The organism is Sphingomonas yunnanensis (assembly GCF_019898765.1).
GTDB classification, from domain to species: Bacteria; Pseudomonadota; Alphaproteobacteria; order Sphingomonadales; family Sphingomonadaceae; genus Sphingomonas; species Sphingomonas yunnanensis.
This window is the reverse complement of sequence record NZ_JAIOKB010000001.1, coordinates 683,746-710,028: the sequence shown is the minus strand read 5'-3', so window position 1 is coordinate 710,028 and position 26,283 is coordinate 683,746. Positions and strand designations below refer to the sequence as shown.

24 protein-coding genes are annotated in these 26,283 nt (G+C 71.8%); 13 read left to right on the top strand and 11 right to left on the bottom strand.

Annotation, left to right across the window (positions count from 1 at the left end; genetic code table 11):
- The first annotated feature begins 25 nt into the window (after positions 1-25).
- Together fmt and truA are read left to right on the top strand one after the other, a co-directional pair.
- On the top strand, positions 26-931 hold the full coding sequence (fmt, locus tag K7957_RS03430) for a methionyl-tRNA formyltransferase (RefSeq protein ID WP_223010548.1): 906 nt from the start codon (positions 26-28) through the stop codon (positions 929-931).
- Complete coding sequence (gene truA / locus K7957_RS03425) at positions 928-1,671, top strand: tRNA pseudouridine(38-40) synthase TruA (protein WP_223010547.1); 744 nt, start codon at positions 928-930, stop codon at positions 1,669-1,671. Before fmt ends, truA begins: the two co-directional genes overlap by 4 nt.
- Positions 1,672-1,847: 176 nt before the next feature.
- Here truA and K7957_RS03420 read toward each other — a convergent pair whose 3' ends face one another.
- The 5 genes from K7957_RS03420 to rpsF form a co-directional block, all read right to left on the bottom strand.
- The gene (locus tag K7957_RS03420) at positions 1,848-3,023 is read right to left on the bottom strand and encodes a class I SAM-dependent RNA methyltransferase (protein ID WP_223010546.1); all 1,176 of its coding nucleotides are present in this window, start codon (positions 3,021-3,023) and stop codon (positions 1,848-1,850) included.
- Positions 3,020-4,420 carry an NAD(P)H-hydrate dehydratase gene (locus K7957_RS03415; protein WP_223010545.1) on the bottom strand — a complete coding sequence of 467 codons (1,401 nt, stop codon included), beginning with the start codon at positions 4,418-4,420 and terminating at the stop codon, positions 3,020-3,022. The genes K7957_RS03420 and K7957_RS03415 overlap by 4 nt, the downstream gene beginning before the upstream one ends.
- Positions 4,421-5,238: 818 nt before the next feature.
- Entirely contained in the window at positions 5,239-5,832 is a 594-nt protein-coding gene (gene rplI / locus K7957_RS03410; protein ID WP_223010544.1) for a 50S ribosomal protein L9, read from the bottom strand.
- Between the two features lie 12 nt (positions 5,833-5,844).
- The gene (gene rpsR, locus K7957_RS03405) at positions 5,845-6,069 is read right to left on the bottom strand and encodes a 30S ribosomal protein S18 (protein ID WP_007403456.1); all 225 of its coding nucleotides are present in this window, start codon (positions 6,067-6,069) and stop codon (positions 5,845-5,847) included.
- Entirely contained in the window at positions 6,069-6,497 is a 429-nt protein-coding gene (rpsF, locus tag K7957_RS03400; protein WP_223010543.1) for a 30S ribosomal protein S6, read from the bottom strand. The genes rpsR and rpsF overlap by 1 nt, the downstream gene beginning before the upstream one ends.
- A 229-nt stretch (positions 6,498-6,726) precedes the next feature.
- Here rpsF and fabD point away from each other — a divergent pair, with 229 nt between their 5' ends.
- The 6 genes from fabD to mltG all read left to right on the top strand — a co-directional run bounded on the left by fabD (position 6,727) and on the right by mltG (position 11,627).
- On the top strand, positions 6,727-7,686 hold the full coding sequence (fabD, locus tag K7957_RS03395; RefSeq protein WP_223010542.1) for an ACP S-malonyltransferase: 960 nt from the start codon (positions 6,727-6,729) through the stop codon (positions 7,684-7,686).
- 33 nt (positions 7,687-7,719) lie between these two features.
- A complete protein-coding gene (locus tag K7957_RS03390) occupies positions 7,720-8,139 on the top strand; it encodes a GxxExxY protein (RefSeq protein ID WP_223010541.1) in 420 nt (139 codons plus the stop codon).
- 11 nt (positions 8,140-8,150) lie between these two features.
- Complete coding sequence (gene fabG, locus K7957_RS03385; RefSeq protein WP_223010540.1) at positions 8,151-8,888, top strand: 3-oxoacyl-[acyl-carrier-protein] reductase; 738 nt, start codon at positions 8,151-8,153, stop codon at positions 8,886-8,888.
- Between the two features lie 131 nt (positions 8,889-9,019).
- The gene (locus K7957_RS03380) at positions 9,020-9,256 is read left to right on the top strand and encodes an acyl carrier protein (protein WP_028056834.1); all 237 of its coding nucleotides are present in this window, start codon (positions 9,020-9,022) and stop codon (positions 9,254-9,256) included.
- Between the two features lie 137 nt (positions 9,257-9,393).
- Positions 9,394-10,650, top strand: coding sequence for a beta-ketoacyl-ACP synthase II (gene fabF / locus K7957_RS03375; protein WP_223010539.1), 1,257 nt, complete (start codon positions 9,394-9,396; stop codon positions 10,648-10,650).
- 8 nt (positions 10,651-10,658) lie between these two features.
- Positions 10,659-11,627, top strand: a complete 969-nt coding sequence (gene mltG, locus K7957_RS03370) for an endolytic transglycosylase MltG (protein ID WP_223010538.1) — start codon at positions 10,659-10,661, stop codon at positions 11,625-11,627.
- Between the two features lie 227 nt (positions 11,628-11,854).
- Here mltG and K7957_RS03365 read toward each other — a convergent pair whose 3' ends face one another.
- Together K7957_RS03365 and K7957_RS03360 are read right to left on the bottom strand one after the other, a co-directional pair.
- Positions 11,855-12,841 (bottom strand): alpha/beta hydrolase, encoded by a 987-nt coding sequence (locus K7957_RS03365; RefSeq protein ID WP_223011103.1) that lies wholly within the window; start codon positions 12,839-12,841, stop codon positions 11,855-11,857.
- A gap of 2 nt (positions 12,842-12,843) precedes the next feature.
- Positions 12,844-15,243 carry a glycoside hydrolase family 3 protein gene (locus K7957_RS03360; protein WP_223010537.1) on the bottom strand — a complete coding sequence of 800 codons (2,400 nt, stop codon included), beginning with the start codon at positions 15,241-15,243 and terminating at the stop codon, positions 12,844-12,846.
- 146 nt (positions 15,244-15,389) lie between these two features.
- Between K7957_RS03360 and K7957_RS03355 the strand changes: the two genes are divergently transcribed.
- The 5 genes from K7957_RS03355 to K7957_RS03335 all read left to right on the top strand — a co-directional run bounded on the left by K7957_RS03355 (position 15,390) and on the right by K7957_RS03335 (position 22,044).
- Positions 15,390-16,478, top strand: coding sequence for a LacI family DNA-binding transcriptional regulator (locus tag K7957_RS03355; RefSeq protein ID WP_223010536.1), 1,089 nt, complete (start codon positions 15,390-15,392; stop codon positions 16,476-16,478).
- Between the two features lie 274 nt (positions 16,479-16,752).
- A complete protein-coding gene (locus K7957_RS03350; protein ID WP_343228288.1) occupies positions 16,753-18,930 on the top strand; it encodes a WD40/YVTN/BNR-like repeat-containing protein in 2,178 nt (725 codons plus the stop codon).
- Positions 18,927-20,555, top strand: coding sequence for a DUF5597 domain-containing protein (locus K7957_RS03345; RefSeq protein ID WP_223010534.1), 1,629 nt, complete (start codon positions 18,927-18,929; stop codon positions 20,553-20,555). Before K7957_RS03350 ends, K7957_RS03345 begins: the two co-directional genes overlap by 4 nt.
- Positions 20,556-20,716: 161 nt before the next feature.
- Positions 20,717-21,334, top strand: a complete 618-nt coding sequence (locus tag K7957_RS03340; protein WP_223010533.1) for a TetR/AcrR family transcriptional regulator — start codon at positions 20,717-20,719, stop codon at positions 21,332-21,334.
- Positions 21,335-21,618: 284 nt separating this feature from the next.
- Positions 21,619-22,044, top strand: coding sequence for a hypothetical protein (locus tag K7957_RS03335; protein ID WP_223010532.1), 426 nt, complete (start codon positions 21,619-21,621; stop codon positions 22,042-22,044).
- A gap of 7 nt (positions 22,045-22,051) precedes the next feature.
- On the opposite strand, the gene K7957_RS03330 is transcribed toward K7957_RS03335, so the two are convergent.
- From K7957_RS03330 to K7957_RS03315, 4 genes are all read right to left on the bottom strand, one after another.
- Positions 22,052-22,441 carry a PAS domain-containing protein gene (locus tag K7957_RS03330; RefSeq protein ID WP_425517163.1) on the bottom strand — a complete coding sequence of 130 codons (390 nt, stop codon included), beginning with the start codon at positions 22,439-22,441 and terminating at the stop codon, positions 22,052-22,054.
- Positions 22,329-22,640, bottom strand: coding sequence for a PAS domain S-box protein (locus tag K7957_RS20735; RefSeq protein ID WP_425517162.1), 312 nt, complete (start codon positions 22,638-22,640; stop codon positions 22,329-22,331). Before K7957_RS20735 ends, K7957_RS03330 begins: the two co-directional genes overlap by 113 nt.
- 128 nt (positions 22,641-22,768) lie before the next feature.
- Positions 22,769-25,138 carry a GH92 family glycosyl hydrolase gene (locus tag K7957_RS03320; protein WP_425517149.1) on the bottom strand — a complete coding sequence of 790 codons (2,370 nt, stop codon included), beginning with the start codon at positions 25,136-25,138 and terminating at the stop codon, positions 22,769-22,771.
- Positions 25,135-26,088 (bottom strand): ROK family protein, encoded by a 954-nt coding sequence (locus tag K7957_RS03315; RefSeq protein WP_223010530.1) that lies wholly within the window; start codon positions 26,086-26,088, stop codon positions 25,135-25,137. The genes K7957_RS03320 and K7957_RS03315 overlap by 4 nt, the downstream gene beginning before the upstream one ends.
- Positions 26,089-26,283 lie beyond the last annotated feature (195 nt).

Genomic DNA, 26,283 nt, shown 5'->3' with positions numbered 1-26,283 from the left:
CGCCAGCGTGTCGAGAGCTGGCGCCATGCGGATCATCTTCATGGGAACCCCCGAGTTCGCGGCGCCGACGCTCGACGCGCTGGTGGCCGCGGGGCACGACGTCGCCGCGGTCTACTGCCAGCCGCCGCGCCCCGGCGGTCGGCGCGGGCGCGAGCTGGTGCCGACACCGGTGCAGCGCCGCGCCGAGGCGCTCGGGCTGGAGGTCCACACGCCGGTGACGCTGCGCGACGCGGGCGCACAGGCGGCCTTCGCGGCACGGGACGTCGACGTCGCGGTGGTCGCGGCGTACGGCCTCATACTGCCGCGCGCGGTGCTCGACGCGCCGCGGTTCGGCTGCCTCAACGTCCACGGCTCGCTGCTGCCGCGCTGGCGCGGCGCCGCGCCGGTGCAGCGCGCCATCCTCGCCGGCGACGCCGAGACGGGCGTCGGCATCATGCAGATGGAGGCGGGGCTCGATACTGGCCCGGTGCGGCTGGAGGGGCGGACGTCGTGCGCGGGCAAGAGCGCGGGGCAGCTCACCGCCGAGCTCGCCGGGATGGGCGCGCGGCTGATGGTGCAGGTGCTGGCCGATCCCGATGGCTATCCGCCGCGCGCGCAGCCCGAGGACGGCGTCACCTACGCGGCCAAGATCAGCAAGGAGGAGGCGCGGCTCGACTTCACCGCCGCGGCCGCACAGGTCGAACGCCAGGTCCTCGCCTTCGACCCAGCGCCGGGCGCCTTCGTCGAGCATGCCGGCGAGCGGATCAAGGTGCGCGCGGCGCGCGCGGAAGCCGGTTCGGGCGCACCCGGCGAGGTGCTCGACGACGCGCTGCTGGTGGCGTGCGGCAGCGGCGCGATCCGGCTGCTGCGGGTGCAGCGCGCCGGGCGCGGCGAGATGGACGCGGGCGAGCTGTTGCGCGGCTTCGCGCTGCCGCCGGGCACGATCCTGTGACCCGCTTCGCGCTGACCGTCGAGTTCGACGGGCGGCCGTTCATGGGCTGGCAGCGTCAGGCACACGGGCCGAGCGTGCAGCAGGCGATCGAGGAGGCGGCGCACGCGGTCACGGGCGAGACGGTGGTCGCGCACGCCGCCGGCCGCACCGACGCGGGCGTCCACGCCACCGCGATGCGCGCTCACCTCGACGTCGCCAAGCCGCTCGCCGCTTTCCGACTCGGCGAGGCGCTCAACGCGCGGCTGCGACCCGCGCCCGTGGCGATCACCGCGTGCGAGGTCGTCGCGGACGACTGGCACGCGCGCTTCTCCTGTCTCGGTCGCGCTTATACCTACCGGATCGTCAACCGCCGCGCGCCGCTGACGCTGGAGCGCGGCCTCGCCTGGCAGGTGACACAGCCGCTCGACGCGACGGCGATGCACGCGGCGGCGCAGCAGCTCGTCGGCCAGCACGATTTCACCACCTTCCGCTCGGCGCACTGCCAGTCGGCCAGCCCGATCAAGACGCTCGACTCGATCGCGGTGACGCGCGACGGCGACCGGCTCGCGGTCGAGGTCGCGGCGCGCTCGTTCCTCCACCACCAGGTGCGCTCGATGGTCGGCTGCCTCGCGCTGGTCGGGCTCGGGCGGTGGCGCGCGGACGACCTGGGCGACGCGCTGCGCGCCGCCGATCGCGCGCGGCTCGGGCTCAACGCGCCGCCGGACGGGCTATACTTCGTGGACGCGCGCTACCCGGCGTGAGGCGCCGAGCCCGTGGACCCGGCTAGCCGGAGACATACGCTATCTGCCTGCCGCCCGCCGTCATCCCTGCGAAGGCGGGGTCCAAACACTCTGACGTCAGCGATCAGCCGACAGCATCCGTCTCGATCCCCGCCTCCGCGGGGGGATGACGGGGGGCTTCACGGTCACGCCGCGGTTCACCCCCCGCGCGACAGTCGCGCCGCGAGCTCGACATGCGTCGACCAGCGGAACTGCCCCACAGGCTGAACCCAGTCGAGCCGGTATCCTGCCTCCACCATCTCCTTAGCATCACGAGCCAAGCTGCTAGGATTGCACGAGATATACGCCACTACTGGCACCTTGCTCGCGGCCAGCTGCGCGGCCTGCTCGCGCGCGCCGGCGCGGGGCGGGTCGAGCACCACCGCGTCGAAGCGGTCGAGCTCGGTCGCGGTGAGCGGGCGCCGGTACAGGTCGCGGTGCTCGGTGAAGACCGGTCGCCCGGCGCGACCCGCCGCCGCCTTCAGCGCCAGCAGCGCGTCACGAACGCCCTCGGCCGCGTAGACGCGCGCGGGCAGCGCCAGCGCGAAGGTGCCGAGCCCGGCGAACAGGTCCGCCAGCGTCCGCGGCACACCCACTGCCTCGCGCATGGCCGCGACCAGCGCCGCCTCGCCCTCGCGCGTCGCCTGGAGGAAGGCGCCGGGCGGCAGCGGCACCGCGACCGCGCCGAGCGTCACCGTGACCGGCTCCGGTTCCCAACGCGTCTCCGCGCCGAGACCGTCGTCGAAGGCGACACGCGCGACGCCATGCGCCTGGGCGAAGGCGGTGATCGAGTCGTGATGCTGCAGTCCCTCGGGCGCGACACCGGTGACGAGCACGTCGGGGCCTTGGTCCGCGAGCGCGAGATGGACGTCGAGGCGTCGCTTCGCCCTGAACGAGACCAGCAGCTTCTTCAGCGGCTTGACCAGGGCGAACAGCTCCGGCGCGAGCACGTGGCATTCCTGCAGGTCGACGAGCTGGTGGCTCTTCTCCGCGCTGAAGCCGAGTCGCCCGGCGGGCTCGAAGTGGAGCGTCGCGCGGCGGCGGGTGCGCGGCGGCGAGAGCAGCGGCGCGCGGATCGGCGCGACGAGCCCCTGCGCCGCCAGCGCCGACTCGACCCGCTCGGTGATGAAGCCGGCCCAGCTCGGGTCGTCGAGATGCTGGAGCTGGCAGCCACCGCAGGTCGGGAAGTGACGGCAGGGCGGCACCTGATGGTGCGGACCGGGAAGGACGCTGCCGTCCTCCGCGAGCGTGTCACCGGGCGCGGCGAAGGCGGCATAGCGGCCATCGGCGGTGACGCCGTCGCCGCGACCGGCGACCTTGACGATGAGGCTCACGCGCGTGTCTCCCGGATCACCGCCGCGAGCGCCGGGGCGAGCGCCTCGGCGAGGTCGTCGGCCACGAAGCCGGCGCCGAGCCGTCGCGCCGCGGCGGTGTGCAGCCAGACGCCCGCGGCGGCCGCGTCGAGCGGGTCGCCGCCCGCGGCCAGCCGCGCCGCGATCGCGCCCGCCAGCACGTCGCCGCTGCCCGCTGTGGAGAGCCAGCTGCTCGCCTCGCCGGCGAGCCATGCGCGACCACTGGGCGCGGCGATCACCGTGTCGGGCCCCTTGTAGACCAGGATCGCACCGGCGCGCTCCGCCGCGGCGCGTGCGGCGGTGAGCTTGGAGCCGCGCGCCGTGCCGAACAGGGCGGCGAACTCGCCCGCGTGCGGCGTGAGCACGATCGTGCCGCCGCGCGCGCGCAGCCGCTCGGGTGTCAGCAGGTGGAGCGCGTCGCCGTCGATCAGCAGCGCGCGGTCGCTCGCCAGCGCGCGCTCGAGCAGCGCGCGCGCGTGATCGTCGCGGCCGAGTCCGGGGCCGACCACGAGCGCGCCGACGCGCGGGTCGGCGAGCGGGTCGTCGCGCTCGAGCGAGCGGCGCACCAGCGCGTGCGGCGACTGCGGGATGGTGGCCCCGAGCAGCGCGACATAGCCCGCGCCCGCACGCATCGCCGCGCGCGCGGCGAGCTCGCCCGCGCCCGCCATCCGCCCCTTCACCACCGCGACCATGCCGCGGCTGAACTTATGGCTATCGACGCGAGGAGCGGCGAGGTTCTGCGCGGCCAGCGCGCGCGCGTCGCCGCTCAGCGCGAGGTCGAGCCGCAGCACGCGCACCGCGCCGCAGTGCGCGGCTGCGGGCTGGAGCAGGTGCGCCGGCTTGGCCGCGCCGAGCGCGAGCGTGACATGGTAGCGTGGCACCGCGCCGAGCAGCGCGCCGTCGTCGCTCGCCACACCGCTGGGCAGATCGACCGCGATCGCCAGTGTCGCCGCGCCAGCGAGCTTGGCCAGCGCCGCTGCCTCCGCGGCCGCGAGCGCGCGGCTGAGCCCGGTACCGTAGAGCGAATCGACCAGCACGGGCGCCGGCTTGGCCGCGGCGAGCGGCTCGACCGCGCCGCCCCAGGCGCCGCGCGCGGCGATCGCGGCGGCGCCACGCGGCTCGCCCGCGGCGGCGACGCGGACGGTGCGGCCGAGCGCACGCAGACGCGCCGCGGCGAGATAGCCGTCACCGCCGTTGTTGCCCGGCCCGCAGACCACCAGCACCGCGTGCGCGCCGGCGAGCCGGTGGACCGCGTCACCGACGGCGCGGCCGGCGCGCTGCATCAGTGCCTCGACGCTGTCCCCGGCGGCGATCGCCGCCTGCTCGGCGGCGCGCATCGCCGCCGCGTCGAGCACGATCGTGCCGTCCAGCGGCGTCATGGTGTCAGGTTCCTCATCTCACGGCGCCGGCGCGACCGGCGCGGGCGCGAGCGGCACGTCTGAGCCGCATGGCGGCGCCCCTGTCAATGCGAGCTCGCCGGCCGGGATGGATAATGTGCACGGTTGACGACGAACGGGTGAGGCGCGATGCCAGGGAAAGCGCCTCCTCTGCCCACGTTCGCCGATGTGAGCTCGGCCGGTCATCGTGGGTGAGGTAAGGGGTAGCTCCGCTCGGTGTCGACCGTGCGATAGATCTACCGCTCCCGCTCGGGCGGGCGCGCCGGCACCTGCGACAATCGTGTCAGCAGCAGCGGTATATCCTGGGTGATATAGGTATCAGTTGGCACGGTCACGCTGGACCGAAGCGCCTTGCCGAGGGCGCTGAGCCGCTCTCTCCTGTCTCGATCCGTCGCCTGCACGACCCATTCCCTTACGCTTGTACATGAGCACCGCCGCGTCCGACGGGACGCGCGGTGTTTACCTGGAACCTCAACCCTGCCGTGCTGCGCCCGTTCCGCGGCGCGCGCCGGTCCGTCGCATCCTGACACGGTTCATCGCTCGCTTTTCGTTCAGGCCCTCGCAACCTTTCATGATCGGCGCGCATTCTCAGCGGCAATTCACCACTACGAGTCGCGCCATGAGCAAGATTATGCCGCTATTGCTAGCACTTGTCCCGCTCGCCGCGGTCGTCGGCGCGGTTGTGACGGTGCCCTGACCTCCCCGGGGCGTCGTTACCCCCCGCGGCGCCCAAACGGAAAGGCCCGCCCGGATCGCTCCGGGCGGGCCTTTCTGTTATGCTGCGGACAACGGCGCGGGGCTCAGCCCTGCGCCGGCTCGTCCTGCGTCTCGGCGGTCGCGCCCGGCTCGGCGTTGGGATCATAGTCCTCGGTGAAGCCGCCCTGGTCACGGCCTTCCTCGAACACCTGCGCCATGACATCGACGCCCTTCGCCTGCATGTCGGCCTCCTCCGGCGAGCGGGCGACGTTGACCTTGACGGTCACCGCCACCTCCGGGTGAAGCTGCACGCGCACGTCATACACGCCGATCGCCTTGATCGGGCGGTCGAGCACGATCTGGCTCTTGGTCACCTTGTGACCGTCGGCCTCGAGCGCCTCGACCAGATCGCGCACCGCGACCGAGCCGTACAGCTGGCCGGTATTCGACGACTGACGGATCAGCGTGACCTGCGCGTCCTTGAACGAGCCGGCCTCCTTCTCCGCGTCCGAGCGACGCGACGCGTTGTCGGCCTCGATGCGCGCGCGATTGGCCTCGAACACCTTGCGGTTGGCCTCGTTGGCGCGGAGCGCCTTCTTGTTCGGCAGCAGGTAGTTACGGGCGAACCCGTCCTTCACCTTCACCACGTCGCCGATGCCGCCGAGCTTCTCGACGCGCTCAAGCAGGATGATATCCATCTGCTCTTCTCCTTATTTCACGACGTAGGGCAGCAGGCCCAGATGGCGCGCGCGCTTGATCGCCTGCGCCAGCTCGCGCTGCTTCTTCGCGCTCACCGAGGTGATGCGCGACGGGACGATCTTGCCGCGCTCGGACACGAAGCCCTGCAGCAGGCGGACGTCCTTATAGTCGATCCGCGGCGCGTCCTTGGCGCTGAACGGGCAGGACTTGCGGCGGCGGAAAAACGGGCGCGCCATTATGCCATCTCCTCTTCGCGGTCACGACGCGGACGGTCGCCGCGATCACCGCGGTCCCCCCGGTCGCCGCGCTCACCACGCTCGCCGCGGCGCTCGCGGTCGCGCTCCTGCTTGCGCATCATCACGGTCGGACCCTGCTCGTGCTCGTCGACGCGCACGGTCATGTAGCGGATCACGTCCTCGTTGATGCTGGTCTGACGCTCCAGCTCGGCGACGGTGTCGCCCGGCGCGTCGATCTCGAGCATCACGTAATGCGCCTTGCGGTTCTTCGCGATGCGATAGGCGAGGCTGCGCAGCCCCCAGGTCTCGGTCTTGACGACCGTGCCGCCGTGGTCGGTGACCACCTTGGTCGCGGCTTCCGCCAGCGCGTCCACTTGCGCCTGTGCCAGATCCTGGCGCGCAAGGAACACGTGCTCGTACAGAGCCATGCATGTACCTCTATGTTGGCCGATCGCTGACGGGCACCCCATGTGCCACGCCCCTCCGGCTGTCGTGCAACAACAAGGGGCGGAAGAAGCCGTAGCCTCCCGCCCCGAGTGGGCGCGCTATGGCGCAAAGCCGCCGCGCGCGCAAGTCCTCAGGCCCCCCACGCGGCCGCGCCGGTTGACCGCTCCCGGGTGCCGCCCTAGCAGCGCAGCCTTTCCAAGGAGAGGCACGATGCGCGCGTTCATCTTCCCCGGCCAGGGCAGCCAGGCAGTCGGCATGGGCGCCGCGCTGGCAGATGCCTCGGCGGTCGCGCGCGAGGTGTTCGGCGAGGTCGACGAGGCGCTCGGCCAGAACCTGCGCCGGCTGATGGCGGAGGGGCCGGCGGACGAACTCACGCTGACCGAGAACGCCCAGCCCGCGATCATGGCCAACGCGATCGCGACGCTTCGCGTGCTGACGCGCGAGGGCGGCGTCGTGCTCGCCGACAAGGCCGATTATGTCGCGGGCCACTCGCTCGGCGAATATACCGCTCTGTGCGCGGCCGAGACCTTCGACCTCGCCACGGCGGCGCGGCTGCTGAGACTGCGCGGTCGCGCGATGCAGGCGGCGGTGCCGGTGGGCGAGGGGGCGATGGCGGCGTTGCTCGGCGCCGACGTCGCCAAGGCCGAGACGATCGCGGGTGCGGCGGTCGACTCGATCCTCGCGGAGGGCGGCGAGCCGCTGGTCTGCACCGTCGCCAACGACAATGACCCGTCGCAGGTGGTGATCTCGGGACACCGCGTCGCGGTGGAGCGCGCGGTCGCGCTGGCCAGGGAGCTCGGCGCCAAGCGCGCGGTGCTGCTGCCGGTCTCGGCGCCTTTCCACTGTTCGCTGATGGAGGATGCCGCGCGCGCGATGGAGGCGGCGCTGGCCGAGGCCGAGCTGCGCGCGCCTCTCGTGCCGGTCTTCGCCAACGTCGACGCCGTCGCGGTGGCCGATCCGGGCGCGATCCGGCGGCTGCTGGTCGAGCAGGTGACCGGCCGCGTGCGCTGGCGCGAGTCGGTGCTGGCGATGGCGGACGCGGGCGTCACCGAGTTCGTGGAGTTCGGCGGCAAGGTGCTCGCCCCGATGGTCAAGCGCATCGCGCCCGACGTCGAGGCGGTGAGCGTGGTGTCGATGGACGACGTCGAGGCGCTGATGAAGCGTCTATGAGTTCGCGCAGAGACGCGGAGGCGCAGCGGTGTCGTGGAACCGGATGTCGATCGCGTCTCGGGCAGAGTTATCGATGCCGCGATCCGGATCCATCGCGAGCTCGGCCCCGGCCTCCTCGAGAGCGTCTACGGGACGGCGCTCGCGGCCAAGCTCCCACGATCGGCGTATCAGGTGGAGACTGAGGTGCCGGTCTCGCTCCGGTTCGAGGACATGCGCTTCGATCATGCCTTTCGCATCGACCTGCTGGTTGAAGACCGGCTCGTCGTCGAGATCAAGTCGGTCGGGCGGCCTACAGCCGCTCACGCCAAGCAGTTGCTGACGTATCTGCGCCTCACGGACAGGCGCGTAGGCTTGCTCATCAACTTCGGCGGTGCGACCCTCGGAGAAGGAATACGGCGACTGTCAACGATCACCGCCCTCTCTGCGCCTCTGCGCGAACAATCATCTGAGTGACAGGAGTTAGCATGTTCGATCTCACAGGCATGACCGCGCTGGTCACCGGCGCCTCCGGCGGGATCGGCTCCGCCATCGCGCGCGGCCTCGCGGCGCAGGGGGCGCGGCTCGCGCTGTCGGGCTCCAACGCGGACAAGCTCGCACGCTTCCGCGACGAGCTCGGCGGTGAGCATGTCGCGCTCGCCTGCGACCTGTCCGACGCCGCCGCGGTGGACGCGCTGGTGCCGCGCGCGGTGGAGGCGCTGGGCAAGCTGGACGTCCTGGTCAACAACGCCGGTGTCACGCGCGACAATCTCGCGATGCGGATGAAGGACGAGGAGTGGGACCAGGTGATCCGGGTCAACCTCGAGGCCGCCTTCCGGCTGATCCGCGCCGCCGCCAAGCCGATGATGAAGGCGCGTTTCGGCCGCGTCGTCTCGATCACCTCGGTGGTGGGGCAGACCGGCAACCCGGGCCAGGCCAATTACGCCGCCTCCAAGGCCGGCCTGGTCGGCATGTCCAAGGCGCTGGCGCAGGAGCTCGCCAGCCGCAGCATCACGGTCAACTGCGTCGCGCCGGGCTTCATCCGCTCGGCGATGACCGATGGGCTGCCGGAGGCGCAGAAGAGCGCGCTACTCGGGCGCATCCCGGCGGGCGACCTCGGCAGCGGCGAGGACATCGCCGCCGCGGTGGTGTACCTGGCGTCACGCGAGGCCGCTTACGTCACCGGCCAGACGCTGCACGTCAACGGCGGCATGGCGATGGTCTGAGCCGCCGGGGCGGCGAATAGCAGGGTGAGGGGGGGTGTCGCGAGCCATTCGCACCCTTGCCACGGGAGCGAGCCCGTTCTACCTGCGTTCAGCAATTCGAAACCTACCCCCCAATTGAAAGAGGGAAAGCTATGAGCGAGACCGCCGACCGCGTGAAGAAGATCGTCGTCGAGCATCTCGGCGTCGAGGCCGACAAGGTCACCGAGGACGCCAGCTTCATCGACGATCTGGGCGCGGACAGCCTCGACATCGTCGAGCTGGTGATGGCGTTCGAGGAAGAGTTCGGCGTCGAGATCCCCGACGATGCGGCCGAGAAGATCTCGACCGTCAAGGACGCGATCACCTATATCGACGAGCACAAGGGCTGAGGAACGGGGGGAGACCTCCCGCTCTAGCGAGCTGATCTGAGCGGCTCCCTGTCCTCGACCAGAGGGTGGGGAGCCGTTTCGTTTGCGAGAGCCGGCAGCGCGACGCGTGGCGCAGCGCCGGTGAAGAAGGAAAGTCTATGCGCCGTGTCGTCGTCACCGGTCTCGGCCTCGTCACCCCGCTCGGGGCGGACGTGGAGACCTGCTGGGCCAATCTGATCGCGGGCCGTTCGGGCGCCGGCCCGATCACGCGCTTCGACGCGTCGGACCAGAAGTGCACGATCGCGTGCGAGGTGAAGGCCCCTGACCATCCCTGGGGCTTCGATCCCGACAAGCGCGTCGATCACAAGGTCCAGCGCCAGGTCGATCCCTTCATCGTCTACGGGATCGACGCGGCGGGGCAGGCGCTCGAGGACGCGGGTCTCACCGAGATGAGCGAGGCGGAGCGCTTCCGCGCCGGCTGCTCGATCGGTTCGGGCATCGGCGGGTTGCCGGGGATCGAGAGCGAGTCGCTCGTGCTCGCCGAGAAGGGACCGAAGCGGGTCAGCCCGCACTTCGTCCACGGCCGGCTGATCAACCTGATCTCGGGGCAGGTCTCGATCAAATACGGCCTTATGGGGCCGAATCACGCGGTCGTCACCGCCTGCTCGACCGGTGCGCACTCGATCGGCGATGCCGCGCGGATGATCGCGCTGGACGACGCCGACGTGATGCTCGCGGGCGGGTCGGAGAGCACGGTCTGCCCGATCGGCATCGCCGGCTTCGCCGCGGCGCGCGCGCTCAACACCAGCTTCAACGACCGGCCCGAGCAGGCCAGCCGCCCCTATGATCGCGATCGCGACGGCTTCGTCATGGGCGAGGGGGCGGGCGTCGTGGTGCTCGAGGAATATGAGCGGGCCAAGGCGCGCGGCGCGAAGATCTACGCCGAGGTGATCGGCTACGGTCTGTCGGGCGACGCCTTCCACGTCACCGCGCCGGAGCCGGAAGGGTCGGGCGCGTATCGCGCGATGGAGATGGCGATGCGCAAGTCGGGCCTCGCGCTGTCGGACATCGACTATATCAACGCGCACGGCACCTCGACCATGGCCGACATGATCGAGCTGGGCGCGGTCAAGCGGTTGTTCGGGGATGCCGTTGGTGGGCTGTCGATGAGCTCGACCAAGTCGGCGATCGGGCACCTGCTCGGCGGTGCGGGCGCGGTGGAGAGCATCTTCTGCATTTTGGCGATGCGCGACCAGATCGTGCCGCCGACGCTCAACCTCGACAATCCGTCGGAAGGGGCCGAGGGCGTCGACCTCGTGCCGCATGTCGCGCGCAAGCGTGAGGTGCGCGCGGTGCTCAACAACAGCTTCGGCTTCGGCGGTACCAACGCCTCGCTGGTGATGAAGACGATCTGAGGACCGTCATGCGCCGGCTCGGCTGTCTCGGACTGATCGTCGCGCTGCTGCTGTTCGGCGCGGGCGTGTGGGTGGCGCAGGGCTGGAAGGGCGCCGGCCCGCTCCCGCGCGAGGCCAACGTCACCGTCGCCGCGGGCAGCTCGCTCGCCGGCGCTGCCACCGCGCTCGAGCGAGCGGGGGTGATCGCCTCGGCGCACCGCTTCCGCCTCCAGGCGCGGCTGTTCGGCAGCGCGACGCCGATCCGCGCGGGCGAATATGCCATCCCCGCGCACGCCAGCGCGTCGCAGGTGCTCGCGCTGCTCCAGAGCGGCAAGGTGGTGCAGCGGCTGGTGGTGATCCCCGAGGGGCTGCCCGCGGTGATGGTGCGCGACGTGCTGCTGCGCGCCGAGGCACTGAGCGGGGACGTCGCGGTTCCGGCGGAAGGCTCGGTGCTGCCCGACGGCTATGCGTTCGAGCGCGGCGAGCCGCGCGCCGCGGTGTTGGCGCGGATGCAGCGCGCGATGAGCGACTATCTCGCCGCCGCATGGAAGCGACGCAGGCCGACGTCGGCGGTGACGACGCCGCAGCAGGCGCTGGTGCTCGCCTCGATCGTCGAGAAAGAGACCGGCAAGCCCGCCGAGCGGCGGACGGTGGCGGCGGTCTACTCGAATCGGTTGCGGCTGGGCATGCCGCTCCAGGCCGACCCGACCGTGATCTATCCGATCACCAGGGGCCGCCCGCTCGGTCGCCGCATCCGCCAGAGCGAACTTCACGCCCGGAACGGCTACAACACCTACGCCTCGGCCGGCCTGCCGGTCGGGCCGATCGCCAACCCGGGGCGACTGTCGATCGACGCGGTGCTCGATCCGGCGCCGTCGCGCGCGCTCTATTTCGTCGCGGACGGCAGCGGCGGGCACGTCTTCGCCGACACGCTCGAGCAGCATAATGCCAACGTCAAGCGCTGGTTCGCGATCCGGCGCGCGCGCGGGGAGATGTGAGAGCGGGCTGCTCCGCCGGTGAAGGGAGAGGATGGAGGCGCGCTGCGTGACGCTGCGGGCCTCGTCCCTCCTCGCCCCTTCGTCATCCCCGCGAAGGCGGGGATCCAGACGCGCTGACGTCGCGTTCCCCCCGCACGCTCAGCGCGTCCGGGTTCCTGCCTTCGCAGGGATGACGGAAGGGGGCGGTGTGGCCGCCGTTCCGAACCGGGTCGCCCCCTGCCCACCCGTTACACCGCCGCCGGGAACACCCGCTGGCGCGTCGCATAAGCGGCGAACAGCTTGGGCCAGACCGACGCCGGCGCGCTGTCGGGCAGGCGCGTGCCGAAGCCGTGGCCGCCCTGGTCGAAGGCGTGCAGCTCGGCCGGCCGCTTCGCCGCCAGCAGCGCCTGGTACAGCGCCAGGCTGTTCGCGATCGGCACCGTCTCGTCGTCGCTCGCATGGACGAGGAAGACCGGCGGCGTGTCCGCGGCGACGCGGCGCTCGACCGACGCGTCGCGGCGCTGCGCGTCGCTCGACGGCGTGCCCAGCAGATTGTCGCGCGAGCCCTCGTGCGTGAACGACTCCGCCAGCGTCACCACCGGGTAGATCAGACCGGCGAGGTCGGGCCGCGCCGACTGTTCGTCGGCGGCGTCGACCGGCGCATAGACGGGCTCGGCGTGGCGCGTGGCGAGGCTGCCGGCGAGATGTCCACCCGCCGAGAAGCCCAGCACCGCGACTCTTTTGGGATCGAGCCCGAACTCGCTCGCGCGCGCGCGGATCACTCGCACCGCGCGCTGCGCGTCCTGCAGCGGCACCAGCGCGCGGTTGCTCCATCCCTCCGCGGGCAGCCGGTAGGAGAGGATGAAGCAGGTGACGCCGAGCTTGGTGAGCCAGCGCGCCTGCTCCTCGCCCTCATTGTCCCAGGCGATGAAGCCGTAGCCGCCACCGGGGATCAGCAGTACCGCCGCGCCGTTGGCCCGGGCGGGGCGCCGCACCGTCAAACCCGGCCGCGCCACGCCGGTGACCCAGCGATCGTTGAAGCCCGCGTCCGTCGAGCGCTGCTCGATCTTGAGCGTCGGCAGCGCGGCCGGGGCGCCGGGCGCGGCGTCGGGCCAGAGCAGGATCGTCGCGCCCGGGACGTCGTCGGGCGCCGCCGGCGCGGCCCGCGCGGCGGAGGCGGCGAGAGGTGCGGCGGCGAGCGCGGTGACCACCGCGCGGCGGCTGGGTAGATCCATCGTCATGCGCCCGGACATACCGCACCCGCGGGGTCGGTGGCGAGACGGATATCCGAGATCGCGACCGTGAATGGCGCGGTCGCGGTCAGCGCCATCGGCGTGTCGACCGACTCCATCTTCGCGCCGGCGGCGCGGAAGCATTTCAGCGGCACGCGCAGCACGTGCCAGCCGGCGCTCGAGCCCAGCGCGCGCGCGACATCGACCTTGCCGCCGCCCAGCGCCAGCGACACCGGCCCGGTCGCGGCGCGGTCGACGCGGTAGCTGACCTGGAGGTTGAGGTCCGCGTTGGTCTCGCGCACCAGCGACAGCGCCGGGCCGGTGATCCGCGCGCTACCCGCGCCGCGCCAGCTCAGCTGCACCGCGCCTTCCTGCGCGGTGGCGCTGTCCACCGCGGTTCGCGTCACCGTCGGGTCCAGCGCGAGCTGGAACGGCGCCGGCACGCGCCCGCGCGCGAAGAACAGGCTGGTGTTGGCGAGGCTGGCGTCGACCCCGGCCTCCTCGCTCAGCATTGGCACGCTGCCGCGGCTGGCGTAGCTCAGCCCGTAGCCGAACGGGAACAAGGGGTCGTAGCCAGGGGCGCCCTTGTTGAGCGTGAACTGACCGGCGTTCTTGGGCCAGCTGAAGGAGAGCTTGCCGGTGAAGTCGCGCTTGCCGCCGACCAGCACGTCGGCGACGCCCGCGCCCTCGGAGCCGGGGAACCAGGCCGCGACGAAGGCGTCGGACTGGTTGAGCTCGGGGTTGACCCACAGCGGCCGGCCCGAGAGGAATACCGAGACGGTCGGCACACCCGCCGCCTTCAGCTTCCTGAGCAGCGCGAGCGACTCCTTGTCGCCCGCCTCGAACTCGAGCGTGCGGACGTCGCCGCGCATCTCGGCATAGGGCTGCTCACCGAAGACGACGATCGCGACGTCGGGCTTGGCGGTGAAGCTGCCGTCGCGCGACAAGGTCGCGGTGCCGCCGCCCGCCTTTGCCGCGGCCGCGATCCCGGCGTAGATCGAGGTGGCGCCGGGGAAGTCGGCGTTGGTGTTGCCGTCGCCCTGCCACGATAGCGTCCAGCCGCCCGCCTGGCGGCCGATGTCGTCCGCGGCGTCACCCACCACCAGGATGTTGGCGCTCGCCCTGACCGGCAGCACGCCGTTGTTCTTGAGCAGCACGAGGCTCTCGGCCACCGCCTCGCGTGCCACCGCGCGGTGCTCGGCGGAGCCGACGGTGGCACCGCGCGCCTCCCACGGCCGCGCCGGGTCGAACAGGCCGAGCTTCATCTTGACGCGCAGGATGCGGCGCACCGCGTCGTCGACGCGCGCCATCGGCAGCTTGCCCGCCTTCACCGCGGCGAGCGTGGTGTCGAACATGCCCTTCCAGCTGTCCGGCGCCATCGCCATGTCGAGCCCGGCGGCGAAGGTGGCGGGGCAGTCGTTGTTGGTGCAGCCCGGCACCTGCCCGTGGCCGTTCCAGTCGCCGACGACGAAGCCCTCGAACCCCATGCGGCCCTTGAGCACGTCGGTCAGCAGCGTGCGGTTGCCGTGCATCTTCTGGCCGTTCCAGCTCGAGAAGCTGGCCATCACCGTCATCGCGCCCGCCCTGATCGCGGGCGGGTAGCCGGCGCCGTGGACCTTGATCAGCGTCTCCTCGTCGACCTGGGTGTCACCCTGGTCGACGCCGTCCCTGGTGCCGCCGTCGCCGAGGAAATGCTTGGGGCTGGCGGCGACATGGCCGCGCTGGATGCCCTGCTGGCCGGGCACGCCCTGCAGCCCCTCGATCATCGCACCGGCGTAGGAGGCGACCACCGCCGGATCTTCCGAATAGCCCTCATAGGCGCGGCCCCAGCGATCGTCCTGCGGCACCGCCAGCGTCGGACCGAAGGCCCAGTCGATCCCCGCCGCCGCCGTCTCCTCCGCGGTGACCGCGCCGATGCGGCGCATCAGCGCGGGGTCGCGCATCGCGCCGAGCGCGCTGTTGTGCGGGAAGAGCGTCGCACCGACGACGTTATTGTCGCCGTGCACGGCGTCGACGCCGAACATCAGCGGGATGGCGACGTGGCCGGCGCGCTGCTCCAGCGCCACCGCGTTGAACGCGCGCGAGGTGGCGACCCAGGCGGCGGCGGGCGAACGGTCCGGGCTGCCCAGCGGCGGCGAGCTGCCACCGGCGAGGATCGAGCCGAGCGGGTAGCGGCGCAGGTCCTCGGGCTTGATCGCGCCGATGTCGGCCTGGATCATCTGCCCGATCTTCTCCTCCAGCGTCATCCGCTTCATCAGCGCGGTGACCTTGGCCTCGGTCGCGGCGTCGACCAGGCCGACGCTCTTGGCCACGGGCCAGCGCTCCGGATGCGCCACCTGCGCGACACCGGCGCTGGCGCTGCCGGCGAGCAGCAGCGCCAGCGAGAACTGCGAGAAACGCCCCATTCTTCCCCTCCCAGCGACGGGTCGCCGGCCCTTTAGGGTGCGATCCCGTGGATGAAGCGAACATAGAAGCCGGTGGCTGAGAACGCTATCAGCATTTTCACCGCGGCCACTAGGCGCGGCGCCTTTTACTGGTACGTATCGCAGCCATGAGTGGGGACATCCGCAGGATCCGCGGCACCGGATCGCGCCAGACCGGCGCGCCGACGATCGCCGACGTGGCACAGCTCGCCGGCGTCTCGACGATGACGGTGTCGCGCGTGATCAACGGCGAGAACAACGTGCGCGAGGCGACGCGCGCGGCGGTGCGCGAGGCGATCCAGCGGCTCGACTATGCGCCCAACCGCGCCGCGCGCAGCCTGGCGGGGGCGTCGCAGGTGCGGCTGGGGCTGCTCTACAGCAACCCGAGCGAGGCCTATCTCAGCGCCTTCCTGCTCGGCAGCCTCGACGAGGCGGGGCGGGGCGACATCCAGCTGGTGGTGCAGAAATGCGACCCCGGCGAGCATGAGGCCGAGGTCGCCGAGCGGCTGGTCGCCTCGGGCCTCGACGGCATCATCCTGCCGCCGCCGCTGTGCGATTCACCGCTGGTGCTCGACGTGCTGCTCGCCGCGCGCGTCCCGACGGTGGTGGTGGCGACGAGCAGCGCGCCCGCGGGGATCGGTCGCGTCTCGATCGACGACCGCGCCGCGGCGCGGGCGATGACCGAGCATCTTCTCGCGCTGGGGCACCAGCGCGTCGGCTTCATCACCGGCAACCCCAATCTGACCGCGAGCGAGGAGCGGCTGGCGGGCTATCGCGACGCGCTCACGGGGGCGGGTCTGACAATCGACGAGGCGCTGATCGCGCGCGGGCTATTCAGCTATCGCTCCGGACTAGACGCCACCGAGGAGCTGCTCGACATCGCGCAGCCGCCCAGCGCGATCTTCGCCAGCAACGATGACATGGCCGCCGCCAGCGTGGCGGTGGCGCACCGGCGCGGTCTCGACGTGCCGGGCGATCTCACCGTGGTCGGGTTCGACGACAGCACGCTGGCGACGACGATCTGGCCCGAGCTCACCACGATCCACCAGCCGATCGCGGACATGAGCCGAGCCGCGGTGCAGATGCTGACTCAGATGCTGCGCGCGCGCCGCGACGACCCGACGGCGAGCGCCCCCGGCCTCGTGCTCGACCATACGCTGGTGCGCCGCCAGTCGGACGCGGCGCCGCGGCGCCGGCCGGGCGCGCGGGGGCGGTAGCGGTGTAGGGATGGCTGCTCTTCTGCCGTCATCCTGAACTTGTTTCAGGATCCACCGTCCCGCGAGTGCCACCATCGCTGGTTCTGCCGCACCGTGCATCCTGAGACGAGTTCGTGATGACGGCGACGGGTGGGTTCCGTCAGAAGCCATTGTGGTAGCGGTATACTCCGTGTCATAGCCTTGAAGCGAGAGTGATCTGATAAATCGCGCGAGAGGGAGAAGGGTGAGGATCCGGTCGGTTGCCATGCTCCTCGCCCTCGGCACGGCGCCCGCCGTGAACGTTCTCGCGGCGCCGGCTCTCCCCTATGTCTGGCGCAACGTGACCGTGGGCGGCGGCGGGTTCGCGCCCGGCATCGTCTTCAGCCGCGCCGAGCGCGGGCTGGCCTATCTCCGGACCGACATGGGGGGCGCCTATCGCTGGGACGCCGCCGCGCGCCGCTGGGTGCCGCTGCAGGACGCCGTCGCCGAGCCGAGCTACATGGGCGTCGAGAGCGTCGCGCCCGATCCGAGCGACCCGACCATCGTCTATCTCGCGGTCGGGATGAGCGCGCGCGGCCCCGCCGCGATCCTGCGCTCGACCGACCGCGGCGCGCACTGGCGCACCACGCCGGTGCCCTTCGCGATGGGCGGCAACGAGGACGGGCGCGGGCTGGGCGAGCGGCTCGCGATCGACCCGCACGCGCGCGACACGCTGTACTTCGGGTCGCGCCACGACGGGCTGTGGCGCAGCGACGATGCCGCGGCGACCTGGCGCAAGGTGGCGAGCTTCCCGCTCGCCGGGCTCGGCCGCCCCGACCGGCCGCGCACCACGCACGGCGGGCTGTCGTTCGTGCTGTTCGACCCGGCGCGCCGGGGCCGGATCCTCGCCGGCAGCGCCGATCCGGGCGAGCATCACCTGTTCCGCTCGGACGACGGCGGCGCGACGTGGCGCGCGGTGGAGGGCGGCCCGCGCGCCGCGCTGCTCCCGGTCAAGGCCGCGGTCGGCGGCGACGGCGTCGTCACGCTCAGCTACAGCGACTCTATCGGCCCCAACGGCGTCACCGACGGCGCGGTCTGGCGGTATGACCCCGCCGGCGGTTCCTGGCGCGACGTCACCCCGAACCGCGCCGCCGGCGAGGTGCCCGGCGGCTTCTTCGGCGTCGCCGTCTCGGCGCAGGACCCGCGCGTCCTCGCGGTGAGCACCGTCGACCGCTACCAGCCGGTCGACACGGTGTGGCGCTCCACCGACGCGGGCACGCATTGGGACGAGCTGTGGCGCCGCAGCACGCGCGACGTGAGCGCCACGCCCTTCCTCGACTTCGACGGGAAGGCCAATTTCGGCCATTGGATCGCGGGGCTCGCGATCGACCCGTTCGATCCCGCGCATGCCGCCTATGTCACCGGCGCGACGGTCTACGCCACCGACGCGTTCGCGCGGCCGGGCACGATGCGCTGGGCGCCCTGGACGCGCGGGATCGAGCAGACCGCGATCATCACGCTGGTGAGCCCGACCGCCGGCGCGCCGCTAGTCTCGGGCTTCGGCGACCTCGGCGGCTTCCGCCACGCCGACCCGACGCGCTCGCCCGCGCACGTCCACCGCGCGCCGTTCCTGACCAACACCAACTCGCTCGATTACGCCGGCGCGGCGCCGCTGGTGCTGGTCCGCAGCGGCAACACGCACAAGCCGGTGGTGCCCGATACGTCGCTCGCCTGGTCGCAGGACGGGGGCGAGGATTGGATGCCGCTGCGCCTGCCCGCGAGCGAGACCAGGCCGCGGCCGGACGGCGCGCCCGCGCGCGCGCAGACCGGCAGCGCCGCGATCACCGTCTCGGCCGACGGCGCCACCTTCCTGGTCGAGAGCGACCGGCCGCTGCTGACACGCGACCGCGGCGCGACCTGGCGCGCGGTCGCCGGCCTGCCGGGCGGCGCGCGGGTCACCGCCGACAAGGTCGACCCGCGCCGCTTCTACGCGGTGGACGCGGAGCGCGGGCGCGTGCTGCGCAGCGACGACGGCGGCGCCAGCTTCGCGCCCGCCGCCGCGCAGGGACTTCCCGCCGACCTGTCGGGGGCGCGCGCGATCGGCCGGGAGGCGGCGAACCCGCTGGTTGCGGTACCCGGGCGCGCCGGCGCTTCGTGGCTGCTCGTGGCTGGCACGCTCTATCACTCGGAAGATGCCGGCGAGCATTGGGCGCGGGCGACCGGCGCGGCGCGGATCGATCGCTACGGGCTCGGCAAGGCGGCGCCGGGCAGCGGCTGGCCGGCGCTCTACGCGATCGCCACATTGGACCAAGAGCGCGGCATCTACCGCTCGACCGACGGCGGCGCGCGCTGGGTCCAGATCAACGACGCGGCGCATCGCTGGGGACTGCGGCTGCGCGTGATCAGCGGCGACCCGCGGCGCTACGGCCGGGTCTATGTCGGCAGCGACGGCCGCGGCATCCTGTACGGCGATCCGAAGGGGGAGGGTGAATGACGAAGAGGTGGGGACGCGCCGCGCTGGCCGCCGCGGCGGGGATGGCCGCGCTGGGCGCGTCTAACGCGCGCGCGCAGGCAGCCGCGCCGCCGCCGCGGCTGGTGAGCCAGGACGGCCGCCACGCGCTGCTGGTCGACGGCGCGCCCTTCCTGATGCTCGGCGCGCAGGTCAACAACTCGAGCAACTATGCCGCGGCGCTCCCCGAGGTCTGGCCGATGCTGGACCGGATCCACGCCAACACGGTCGAGATCCCGATTGCCTGGCAGCAGGTCGAGCCGCGCGAGGGGGAGTTCGACCTGTCCTTCCTCCAGATCCTGCTCGACCAGGCGCGCGCGCACGACAAGCGCGTTGTGCTGCTCTGGTTCGGCACATGGAAGAACACGAGTGCCGGTTACACGCCCGACTGGGTCAAGCTCGACAACCGCCGCTTCCCGCGGATGAAGACGCGCGACGGCAAGGATCACGGCGTGCTCACCCCGCTGTCGCAGGCGACGCTGGCGGCCGACCGTCGCGCCTTCGTCAAGGTGATGGACTATCTCCGCGACCACGACCCGCAGCACACCGTCGTGATGGTCCAGCCCGAGAATGAGACGGGCAGCTATCGCAACCCGCGCGACTATGGCGCGGAAGGCGAGCGGCTGTTCGCGCAGCCGATCCCCCCTGCGCTGGCGCGGCGTACCGGCAGGCGCGGCACCTGGGCGCAGGCGTTCGGCGCACAGGCCGATCGCGCCTTCAACACCTGGTATGTCGCCACCTACGTCAACGCGATCGCGGCGGCGGGGAAGAAGGCCAAGCCGCTGCCGATGTATGTCAACGCCGCGCTCGCCGGGCCATCGAACGTGCCCGATCCGGACGGCGTCGCCAGCGGCGGGCCGCAGCAGGACGTGCTCGACATCTGGAAGGCGGCGGCGCCCGCGATCGACTTCGCCGCGCCCGACATCTACGATCGCAAGAGCGCCAACGTCGTCCAATATCTCGACAAATACGCGCGCCCCGACAATGCGCTGATGGTCCCCGAGATCGGCAACGCGCGCGAGTTCGCGCGCTTCTTCTACGCCGCGCTGGGCCGCGGCGCGATCGGTTACGCACCCTTCGGCATGGACGCGACCGGCTATGTCAACTTCCCGCTCGGCGCCAAGGCGCTGGACGCGGCGACGCTCGACGCGATCGCGCTGCCCTATGCCACGCTGGCCCCGATCGCGCGCGACTGGGCGCGGATCGCGGCGTCGCGTCCGACCTGGGGAGCGGCCAAGCCCGACGACGGCGCCCCGCTCTCCACCACGCTCGGCGCATGGAAGATCGCGGTGACCTGGGGCGAGTGGCAGTTCGGCCTGCGCGAGTGGACCTGGCTCAAGGCCGATCCCACGCCCTGGGCGGACGAGCCGGTCGGCGGCGTCGCGGTCGCGCAATTGTCAGACGACGAGTTCCTGCTCGTCGGCGACCACGCCCGTGTCACCTTCTCGGCCGCGGGCGGGGAGGGCATGGTGGTGCGAGTCGAGGAGGGCGCCTTCCGCGACGGCAAGTGGGTGATGGCGCGCGTGTGGAACGGCGACCAGACCGACTACGGCATCAACCTCGTCGATCGCCCCCAGGTGCTCAAGGTGACGATGGGACGGTATCGCTGAGAAGATAACCGGCGAACGTGGACACCGACCCTCGCTCGGCGGACGCCGCGACCTCGCCGCGACGCCGCTGGTCACGGTCACCCTCGTGCGCGTCACGACGGGACGAGCCGAGCCGCGCCGACCTAGACGCGGCGTTGCAGGCACATTACATACCGGCCGTTATGGAATCCACTGCCACCGCCTGCTCCGCCGTCAAGGGGCGTCCGCGCGAGTTCTGCACCGAGCAGGCGCTAGCGGCCGCGCTCGGCGTCTTCTGGACCAAGGGCTATGAGGCCGCGTCCATGGCCGACCTCACCTCGGCTATGGGGATCACCAAGCCAAGCCTCTACGCCGCCTTCGGCAACAAGGAAGCGCTGTTCCACAAGGCGCTCGACCTCTACGAGGCGGAGAAGCTCGCCTACACGCGCGAGGCGCTCAACCAGCCGACCGCGCGCGCCGTCGCGGAATATTTCATGCGCGGCGCCATCAACGCGCAGTGCAACAGCGGCGGCCCGAAGGGATGCCTCGGCGTGATCAGCGCCACCGCCTGCGGGTCGGAGGGACAGTCGATCAAGGACGACGTGATCGCGCGCCGTGCCTCGTCGCAGGCGGCGTTGGTCGAGCGCTTCGACCAGGCGCAGCGCGCCGGCGAGTTCCCCGCCAACATCACGCCGCAGGCGCTATGCCAATATCTTTACGCGATCCTGCAGGGCATGGCGGTCCAGGCAGGGTCCGGCGCGACGCGCGCCGAGCTCGAGCAGGTAGTCGACACCAGCCTCGCGATGTGGCCGACGCGCTGAGCCGCTCGTAAGAAAAAACGCTACCGAGCGGTACATAAAGCGTTGACGCCGCCGGTACGGCTTTCTATACCGCATAGTATAGAAACGGCGGTGACGCTCCGGCGGCACCTTCACCGGAGGGACGCCGCGATGGCACGACCGCTCACCCACGATCCAGCGACCTGATCGCCGGCGCGGTGGCGCGTCAGCCGCGCGGCACCCTCGCTCTAGAATGACACGGCGCTCTCGCCCCGGTTCTCCGGCGGATGGCGTGCGCCCCGCAGACTCCGAAGGGGAGAGACGACATGGCCTTCATCGATTTCGCGTCCGCCATCGGCGGCGCCGCCGCGCTCACCGCCGAGCGCCGGCTCGCGCCGGCGGCCGCCGAGCCGACCGCCGAACCCGAGGTCACCGCCGACCGCGCCGCGCTGAGCGCGCTCGAGTGGCTGGTGGTCTCGCTCGCGCGCCGCGACCGGCTCTCGTCGCTGCGCGAGCCGGGCCGGATCTCGGTGGCGATGGGTGTGCTGTTCGGCAAGCAGCCCAACCCGAGGCTCGCCGATCCGAAGCTGGAGGCGCTGCGCCGGCTCGCGGTGCACGCCTGGCACCAGGGCTTCGCGGTGCCGGTGAGCGCGGTGAAGAACTTTCTCGCCGCGGGCTACACCAACGATCACTATGAGCTGCTGCTCGCCAGCATCAGCAGCGCGCGGCTGCGCCGGTCCGAGCGCCGCTGATCAGGGCTCAGGCGGCGGCGAGCGGCGCCATCGCCTGCGCGGCGGGCATCGCGCGGCCGGACAGATAGCCCTGCGCGTCGGCACAGTCGCCGGCGAGCAGATACTCAGCCTGAGCGGCGGTCTCGACCCCCTCGGCGAGGACCGCGATGTCGAGTTGGCGTGCCAGCCCGAGGATCGCCTGTTCCGCGCGCTTGCGATCGTCGATGTCGTCGAGCGTGCCATACCAGCGAGTCACCGCGCCGCTCGCGTCGCGCCGCGGCTTGGCATAGGCGCGTAACCAGCGGTCACCGTAGGGCGTGCGCAGCCGGTAATCGGACTCGACCGCCGCGCCGGTGTCGAGCGCGTGCTGCCGGGCGAGCAGGGTGGGCGGCACGTCGAGCGGGTTGAGCGCCTCGATCCAGCCGCGGTCGAGCGCGCGCGCGGCTGATCCCGGTGATCTCTTCCCAGCGCGCGCTGACGGTGAGGATCGCGCCGCTCGCGTCGGCGGTCCAGCTGATATGGCGCGCCATCTCGACGCTGGTGCGGTAATGGTCCTCGCGCTCGCGCAAGGCGAGCAACAGGTCACCGACGAGCGCCTGCTCGCCGCCACCCGCCACCCTCGCCTGATCCTTGCCCTGCGTCTGCCCGAACCGCCGCACTCTCACTCTCCGCCCGCCGTGCGCGCGCGCACTCGATCAGAGAATATCTTCACGCCTCAGCGGTTTACTTCTGGTAGCCGAGCATCTCAGCGGGTCATGGAGAAGGGCCGGGCGGCGCGTCCGGCGCCCCACGCCCTGTTGGGCCGCGCCGTCATGGTGAAGCGCAGCTCACCGCCCACGCGCAGTTCCGCGTCCGCGATCCAGCTGCGCGTCAGCGGCCTGCCGTTGAGCGTCACCGTGCCGACGTAGCGGTTGGCGTCCGACAATCCGTCCGCGACCACCACGAAGCGCTTGCCGTCGGGCAGCCGCAGCGTCGCGCGCGACACGAACGGGCGGCCGATCACATATTGGTTGCTGCCCGGCGCGACCGGGTAGAAGCCGAGCGCGGTGAACACCAGCCAGGCCGACATCTGGCCGAGATCGTCGTTGCCGCTCAGCCCCTCGGGCGTGGCATGATATTGCGTCTCGACGATCTGCTTGAGCCGCTCCTGCGTGCGCCACGGCGCGCCCGCGAAGTTGTACAGATAGGCGACATGGTGGCTCGGCTCGTTGCCGTGGATGTACTGGCCGATCAGCCCGGCGATATCCTCGGCATGGCTGTAGTCGACCTTGGAATTGTCATAGTCGAACATCGCGTCGAGCTTCGCCACCGCCTCGCGGTCGCCGCCGAGCAGCCGGAACAGCCCGGCCTGATCCTGCGGCATGAACCAGCTGTACTGCCACGCATTGCCCTCGGTATAGTCGGAGCCGTAGTTGATCGCGGTCGGGTCGAAGGGCGTGCGATAGCTGCCGTCGCTCTTCCGCGCGCGCAGCCAGCCCGTCTTGACGTCGAAACTGTTGCGCCAGTTCGCCGCGCGCCGCTCGAAGCGCTGCGCCACGTCGGTGCGGCCCAGCGCGCGCGCCATCCGCGCGATCGTCCAGTCGTCATAGGCATATTCGACCGTCTTGGACGCCGCCTCGGGCTCGCGGTCGATCGGCACATAGCCGAGCTTCATGTAATCGCCGAGCCCGTCATATGGGGCATAGTCCGCGCTGGCGACCATCGCGTCGAGCGCCGCGTCGGCGTCGAAGCCTCGGAAGCCCTTGAGATAGGCGTCGGCGATCACCGGCACGGCGTGATAGCCGATCATCGTCCAGGTCTCGCGCCCGGCGAACTGCCACACCGGCAGGATGCCGTGCGGGCTGTTGCGCTGGCTGTCGACCAGCGAGCGCACGACGTCTTTGGTGGTCTGCGCCGGCTGCACCAGCGTCAGCAGCGGGTGCTCGGCGCGGAACGTATCCCACAGCGAGAAGGTCGAGCGGAAGGTGTAGCCCTCGGCGCGATGCACCTGGTCGTCGGGGCCGCGATAGCGGCCGTCGGCGTCGCTCCAGACGCTCGGCGCGATCAGGCTGTGGTAGAGCGCGGTGGCGACGATCGTCCGGGTGGGCGCGGGCGCCTCGAGCTCGACCGCGCCGAGCGCGGCGTCCCAGGCGGCGCGGGTGCGCGCCAGCGTGGCGTCGAAGTCGCCCGGCTCGGCGTCGAGGTTGGCGACCGCGCCCGCCTCGTCCACCCCGGAGAGCGCGACGCGGAGCTCGAGCGGGCGGTCGAGCGCGCCGAAGTCGAGCCGCGCCTCGAGCTGTCTGCCGAGCTTCTCGGCGAGCGCGTCGCTGCCGCGGCCGGGTGCCTGGAAGCCCTTGTAAGTGATGTCGGCGTCGCGATCGACCAGGGCGTGGCCGGTGAGCGGCGCGGAGAAGCGCATCGCGAAGAACAGCTTGCGCCCAGGCGCCCAGCCGCGGGTCTCACGGAAGCCGGTCAGCGTGCCGTCGGCGCGCAGGTGGAGCCCCGACCACAGCACCTTGCCTGGGTAATTATAGAGCGAGCGGCGCAGGTCGAGCACCAGATGCGCCGCCTTGCCCGCCGGGAAGGTGTAGCGGTGGACGCCGACGCGCGTGCCGGCGGTCATCTCGGCGCGCACCTGCGGCGCCGCGAGCGTCACCGCATAATAGCCCGGCCGCGCCACCTCGCTGGCATGGTCGAAGCGCGAGCGATACCCCGGGGCTGCGGGAGTGCCCGGGTCCATCGCCACCGCGTCGCCGCTGACCGGCATCACCAGCACGTCGCCCAGGTCCGAGTGGCCCGCGCCCGAGAAATGCGTGTGGCTGAAACCCTCGATCGTCGGGTCGTCGTGGCGATAGCCCGCGGCATGCGCGTAACATTCGCGAATGACGCAGCCTGTGTCGGTGTCGGGCGACAGCTGGACCATGCCGAACGGCGCGACCGCGCCGGGGAAGGTGTGGCCCTCGCCGCCGGTGCCGATGAACGGGTCGACCGCGTCGATCGTGCGCGCCGTCGCCACCGCGCCGTCAGGTGAGGGCGCCTGCTGCCCCAGCGCGGGGGCGCCGAGCAGCGCGAGCGCGGCGCTGCCCCCGGCGAGACGGCGGCGGAGGGCGGGGCGGGCGAACGCGGCGCGGCTCACAGCATCGCCTCCGCCGCGATCCGCGCGGCGACATCGGCTTCTTCGTCCAGCGCGTCGGCCGCGAGCGCGATCGCGCCGAGCGGACCGGCCCGATCCCCGAGAGCGGGCGGGACGATATAGTCGCCCTCGGGCAGCTCCATATAGCCCGCCAGACTGGCCTCGAGACGCGCCGCGATGCGCGGCAGCAGGTGCGGCTGCTTGACCGGCATGCCGCCGCCGATCGCGATCCGCAGCGGCCCCGTGCTTCCCACCAGCGCGTGGCACATCGCCGCGAGCACGTCGACGATCGGCTCCCATACCGGGTCGTCGGGGCCGACGGTCGCGACGTCGCGGTCGCCGAGCCGCAGCCGCAGCGCGCTGCCCGAGGCGAGCCCCTCGACGCAATCGTCGTGGTAGCGGCACGCGCTCGGCGCGTCGTCGCCGCGCGCGCGCGGCACGCGGATATGGCCGATCTCGCTGTGGCCGAGTCCGCGTGTCGGGCGTCCGTGCACCACGAGCCCGACCCCGACGCCCGTGCCGACCGTGACATAGGCGAAGTCGTCGAGTCCGCGGCCCGCGCCCCAGCGCATCTCCGCGAGCGCCGCGCCGTTGACGTCGGTGTCGAACCCGGTGGGCAGACCGAGTGGGGCCGCGATCGTGCCGAGAACGTCGGCGTCGCGCCAGCCCGGCTTGTTCGTGGCGAGCACGTGGCCGTACCGAGGGGAGGCGCGATCCAGGCAGACCGGCCCGAACGAGGCGATGCCGACCGCGGCGAGCCCGTGACGCTCGTGCCATTCCGCCAGCACCGCGGCGAGCGCGGGCAGCGTCTCGTCGGGGGCCAGCGTCGGCAGTGTCACCTGGTCGAGCACCGCCTCGGGCGAATGCGCCAGCGTCGCCACGCATTTGGTGCCGCCCAGCTCGACCCCGGCGAGCGGCGCGCGCGCCGCCGGCCCGTCCGCCTGATATCGCATCGCCCTCTCCCCCGTCCCTTGCACCGTCGCGCGTGAAGGCCGCGCGTTCATCCCTGAACCCGGGTGTTTAGAACACCAAATTGCATAATTCAAATTCGGCGTGCCGGTTGTTCTTGCTTGCGGTGCCCGGCGAAAGACGCTGGAACGGGAGCGATAACAATGCAGGGGATGACAGGCATGCGACGATCCGCGACG

Bases quoted from the DNA above. Each gene is read 5' to 3' on its own strand.
- fabG (WP_223010540.1), top strand. From the start codon at position 8,151: ATGTTCGATCTCACAGGCATGACCGCGCTGGTCACCGGCGCCTCCGGC.
- rplI (WP_223010544.1), bottom strand. From the start codon at position 5,832: ATGGATATCATCCTGCTTGAGCGCGTCGAGAAGCTCGGCGGCATCGGC.
- K7957_RS03360 (WP_223010537.1), bottom strand. From the start codon at position 15,243: ATGGGGCGTTTCTCGCAGTTCTCGCTGGCGCTGCTGCTCGCCGGCAGC.
- rpsR (WP_007403456.1), bottom strand. From the start codon at position 6,069: ATGGCGCGCCCGTTTTTCCGCCGCCGCAAGTCCTGCCCGTTCAGCGCC.
- K7957_RS03335 (WP_223010532.1), top strand. From the start codon at position 21,619: ATGGCCTTCATCGATTTCGCGTCCGCCATCGGCGGCGCCGCCGCGCTC.
- K7957_RS03365 (WP_223011103.1), bottom strand. From the start codon at position 12,841: ATGGATCTACCCAGCCGCCGCGCGGTGGTCACCGCGCTCGCCGCCGCA.
- mltG (WP_223010538.1), top strand. From the start codon at position 10,659: ATGCGCCGGCTCGGCTGTCTCGGACTGATCGTCGCGCTGCTGCTGTTC.
- fabD (WP_223010542.1), top strand. From the start codon at position 6,727: ATGCGCGCGTTCATCTTCCCCGGCCAGGGCAGCCAGGCAGTCGGCATG.
- K7957_RS03315 (WP_223010530.1), bottom strand. From the start codon at position 26,088: ATGCGATATCAGGCGGACGGGCCGGCGGCGCGCGCGCCGCTCGCCGGG.
- K7957_RS03415 (WP_223010545.1), bottom strand. From the start codon at position 4,420: ATGACGCCGCTGGACGGCACGATCGTGCTCGACGCGGCGGCGATGCGC.
- K7957_RS03380 (WP_028056834.1), top strand. From the start codon at position 9,020: ATGAGCGAGACCGCCGACCGCGTGAAGAAGATCGTCGTCGAGCATCTC.
- fabF (WP_223010539.1), top strand. From the start codon at position 9,394: ATGCGCCGTGTCGTCGTCACCGGTCTCGGCCTCGTCACCCCGCTCGGG.
- fmt (WP_223010548.1), top strand. From the start codon at position 26: ATGCGGATCATCTTCATGGGAACCCCCGAGTTCGCGGCGCCGACGCTC.
- K7957_RS03340 (WP_223010533.1), top strand. From the start codon at position 20,717: ATGGAATCCACTGCCACCGCCTGCTCCGCCGTCAAGGGGCGTCCGCGC.
- K7957_RS03355 (WP_223010536.1), top strand. From the start codon at position 15,390: ATGAGTGGGGACATCCGCAGGATCCGCGGCACCGGATCGCGCCAGACC.
- rpsF (WP_223010543.1), bottom strand. From the start codon at position 6,497: ATGGCTCTGTACGAGCACGTGTTCCTTGCGCGCCAGGATCTGGCACAG.
- K7957_RS03345 (WP_223010534.1), top strand. From the start codon at position 18,927: ATGACGAAGAGGTGGGGACGCGCCGCGCTGGCCGCCGCGGCGGGGATG.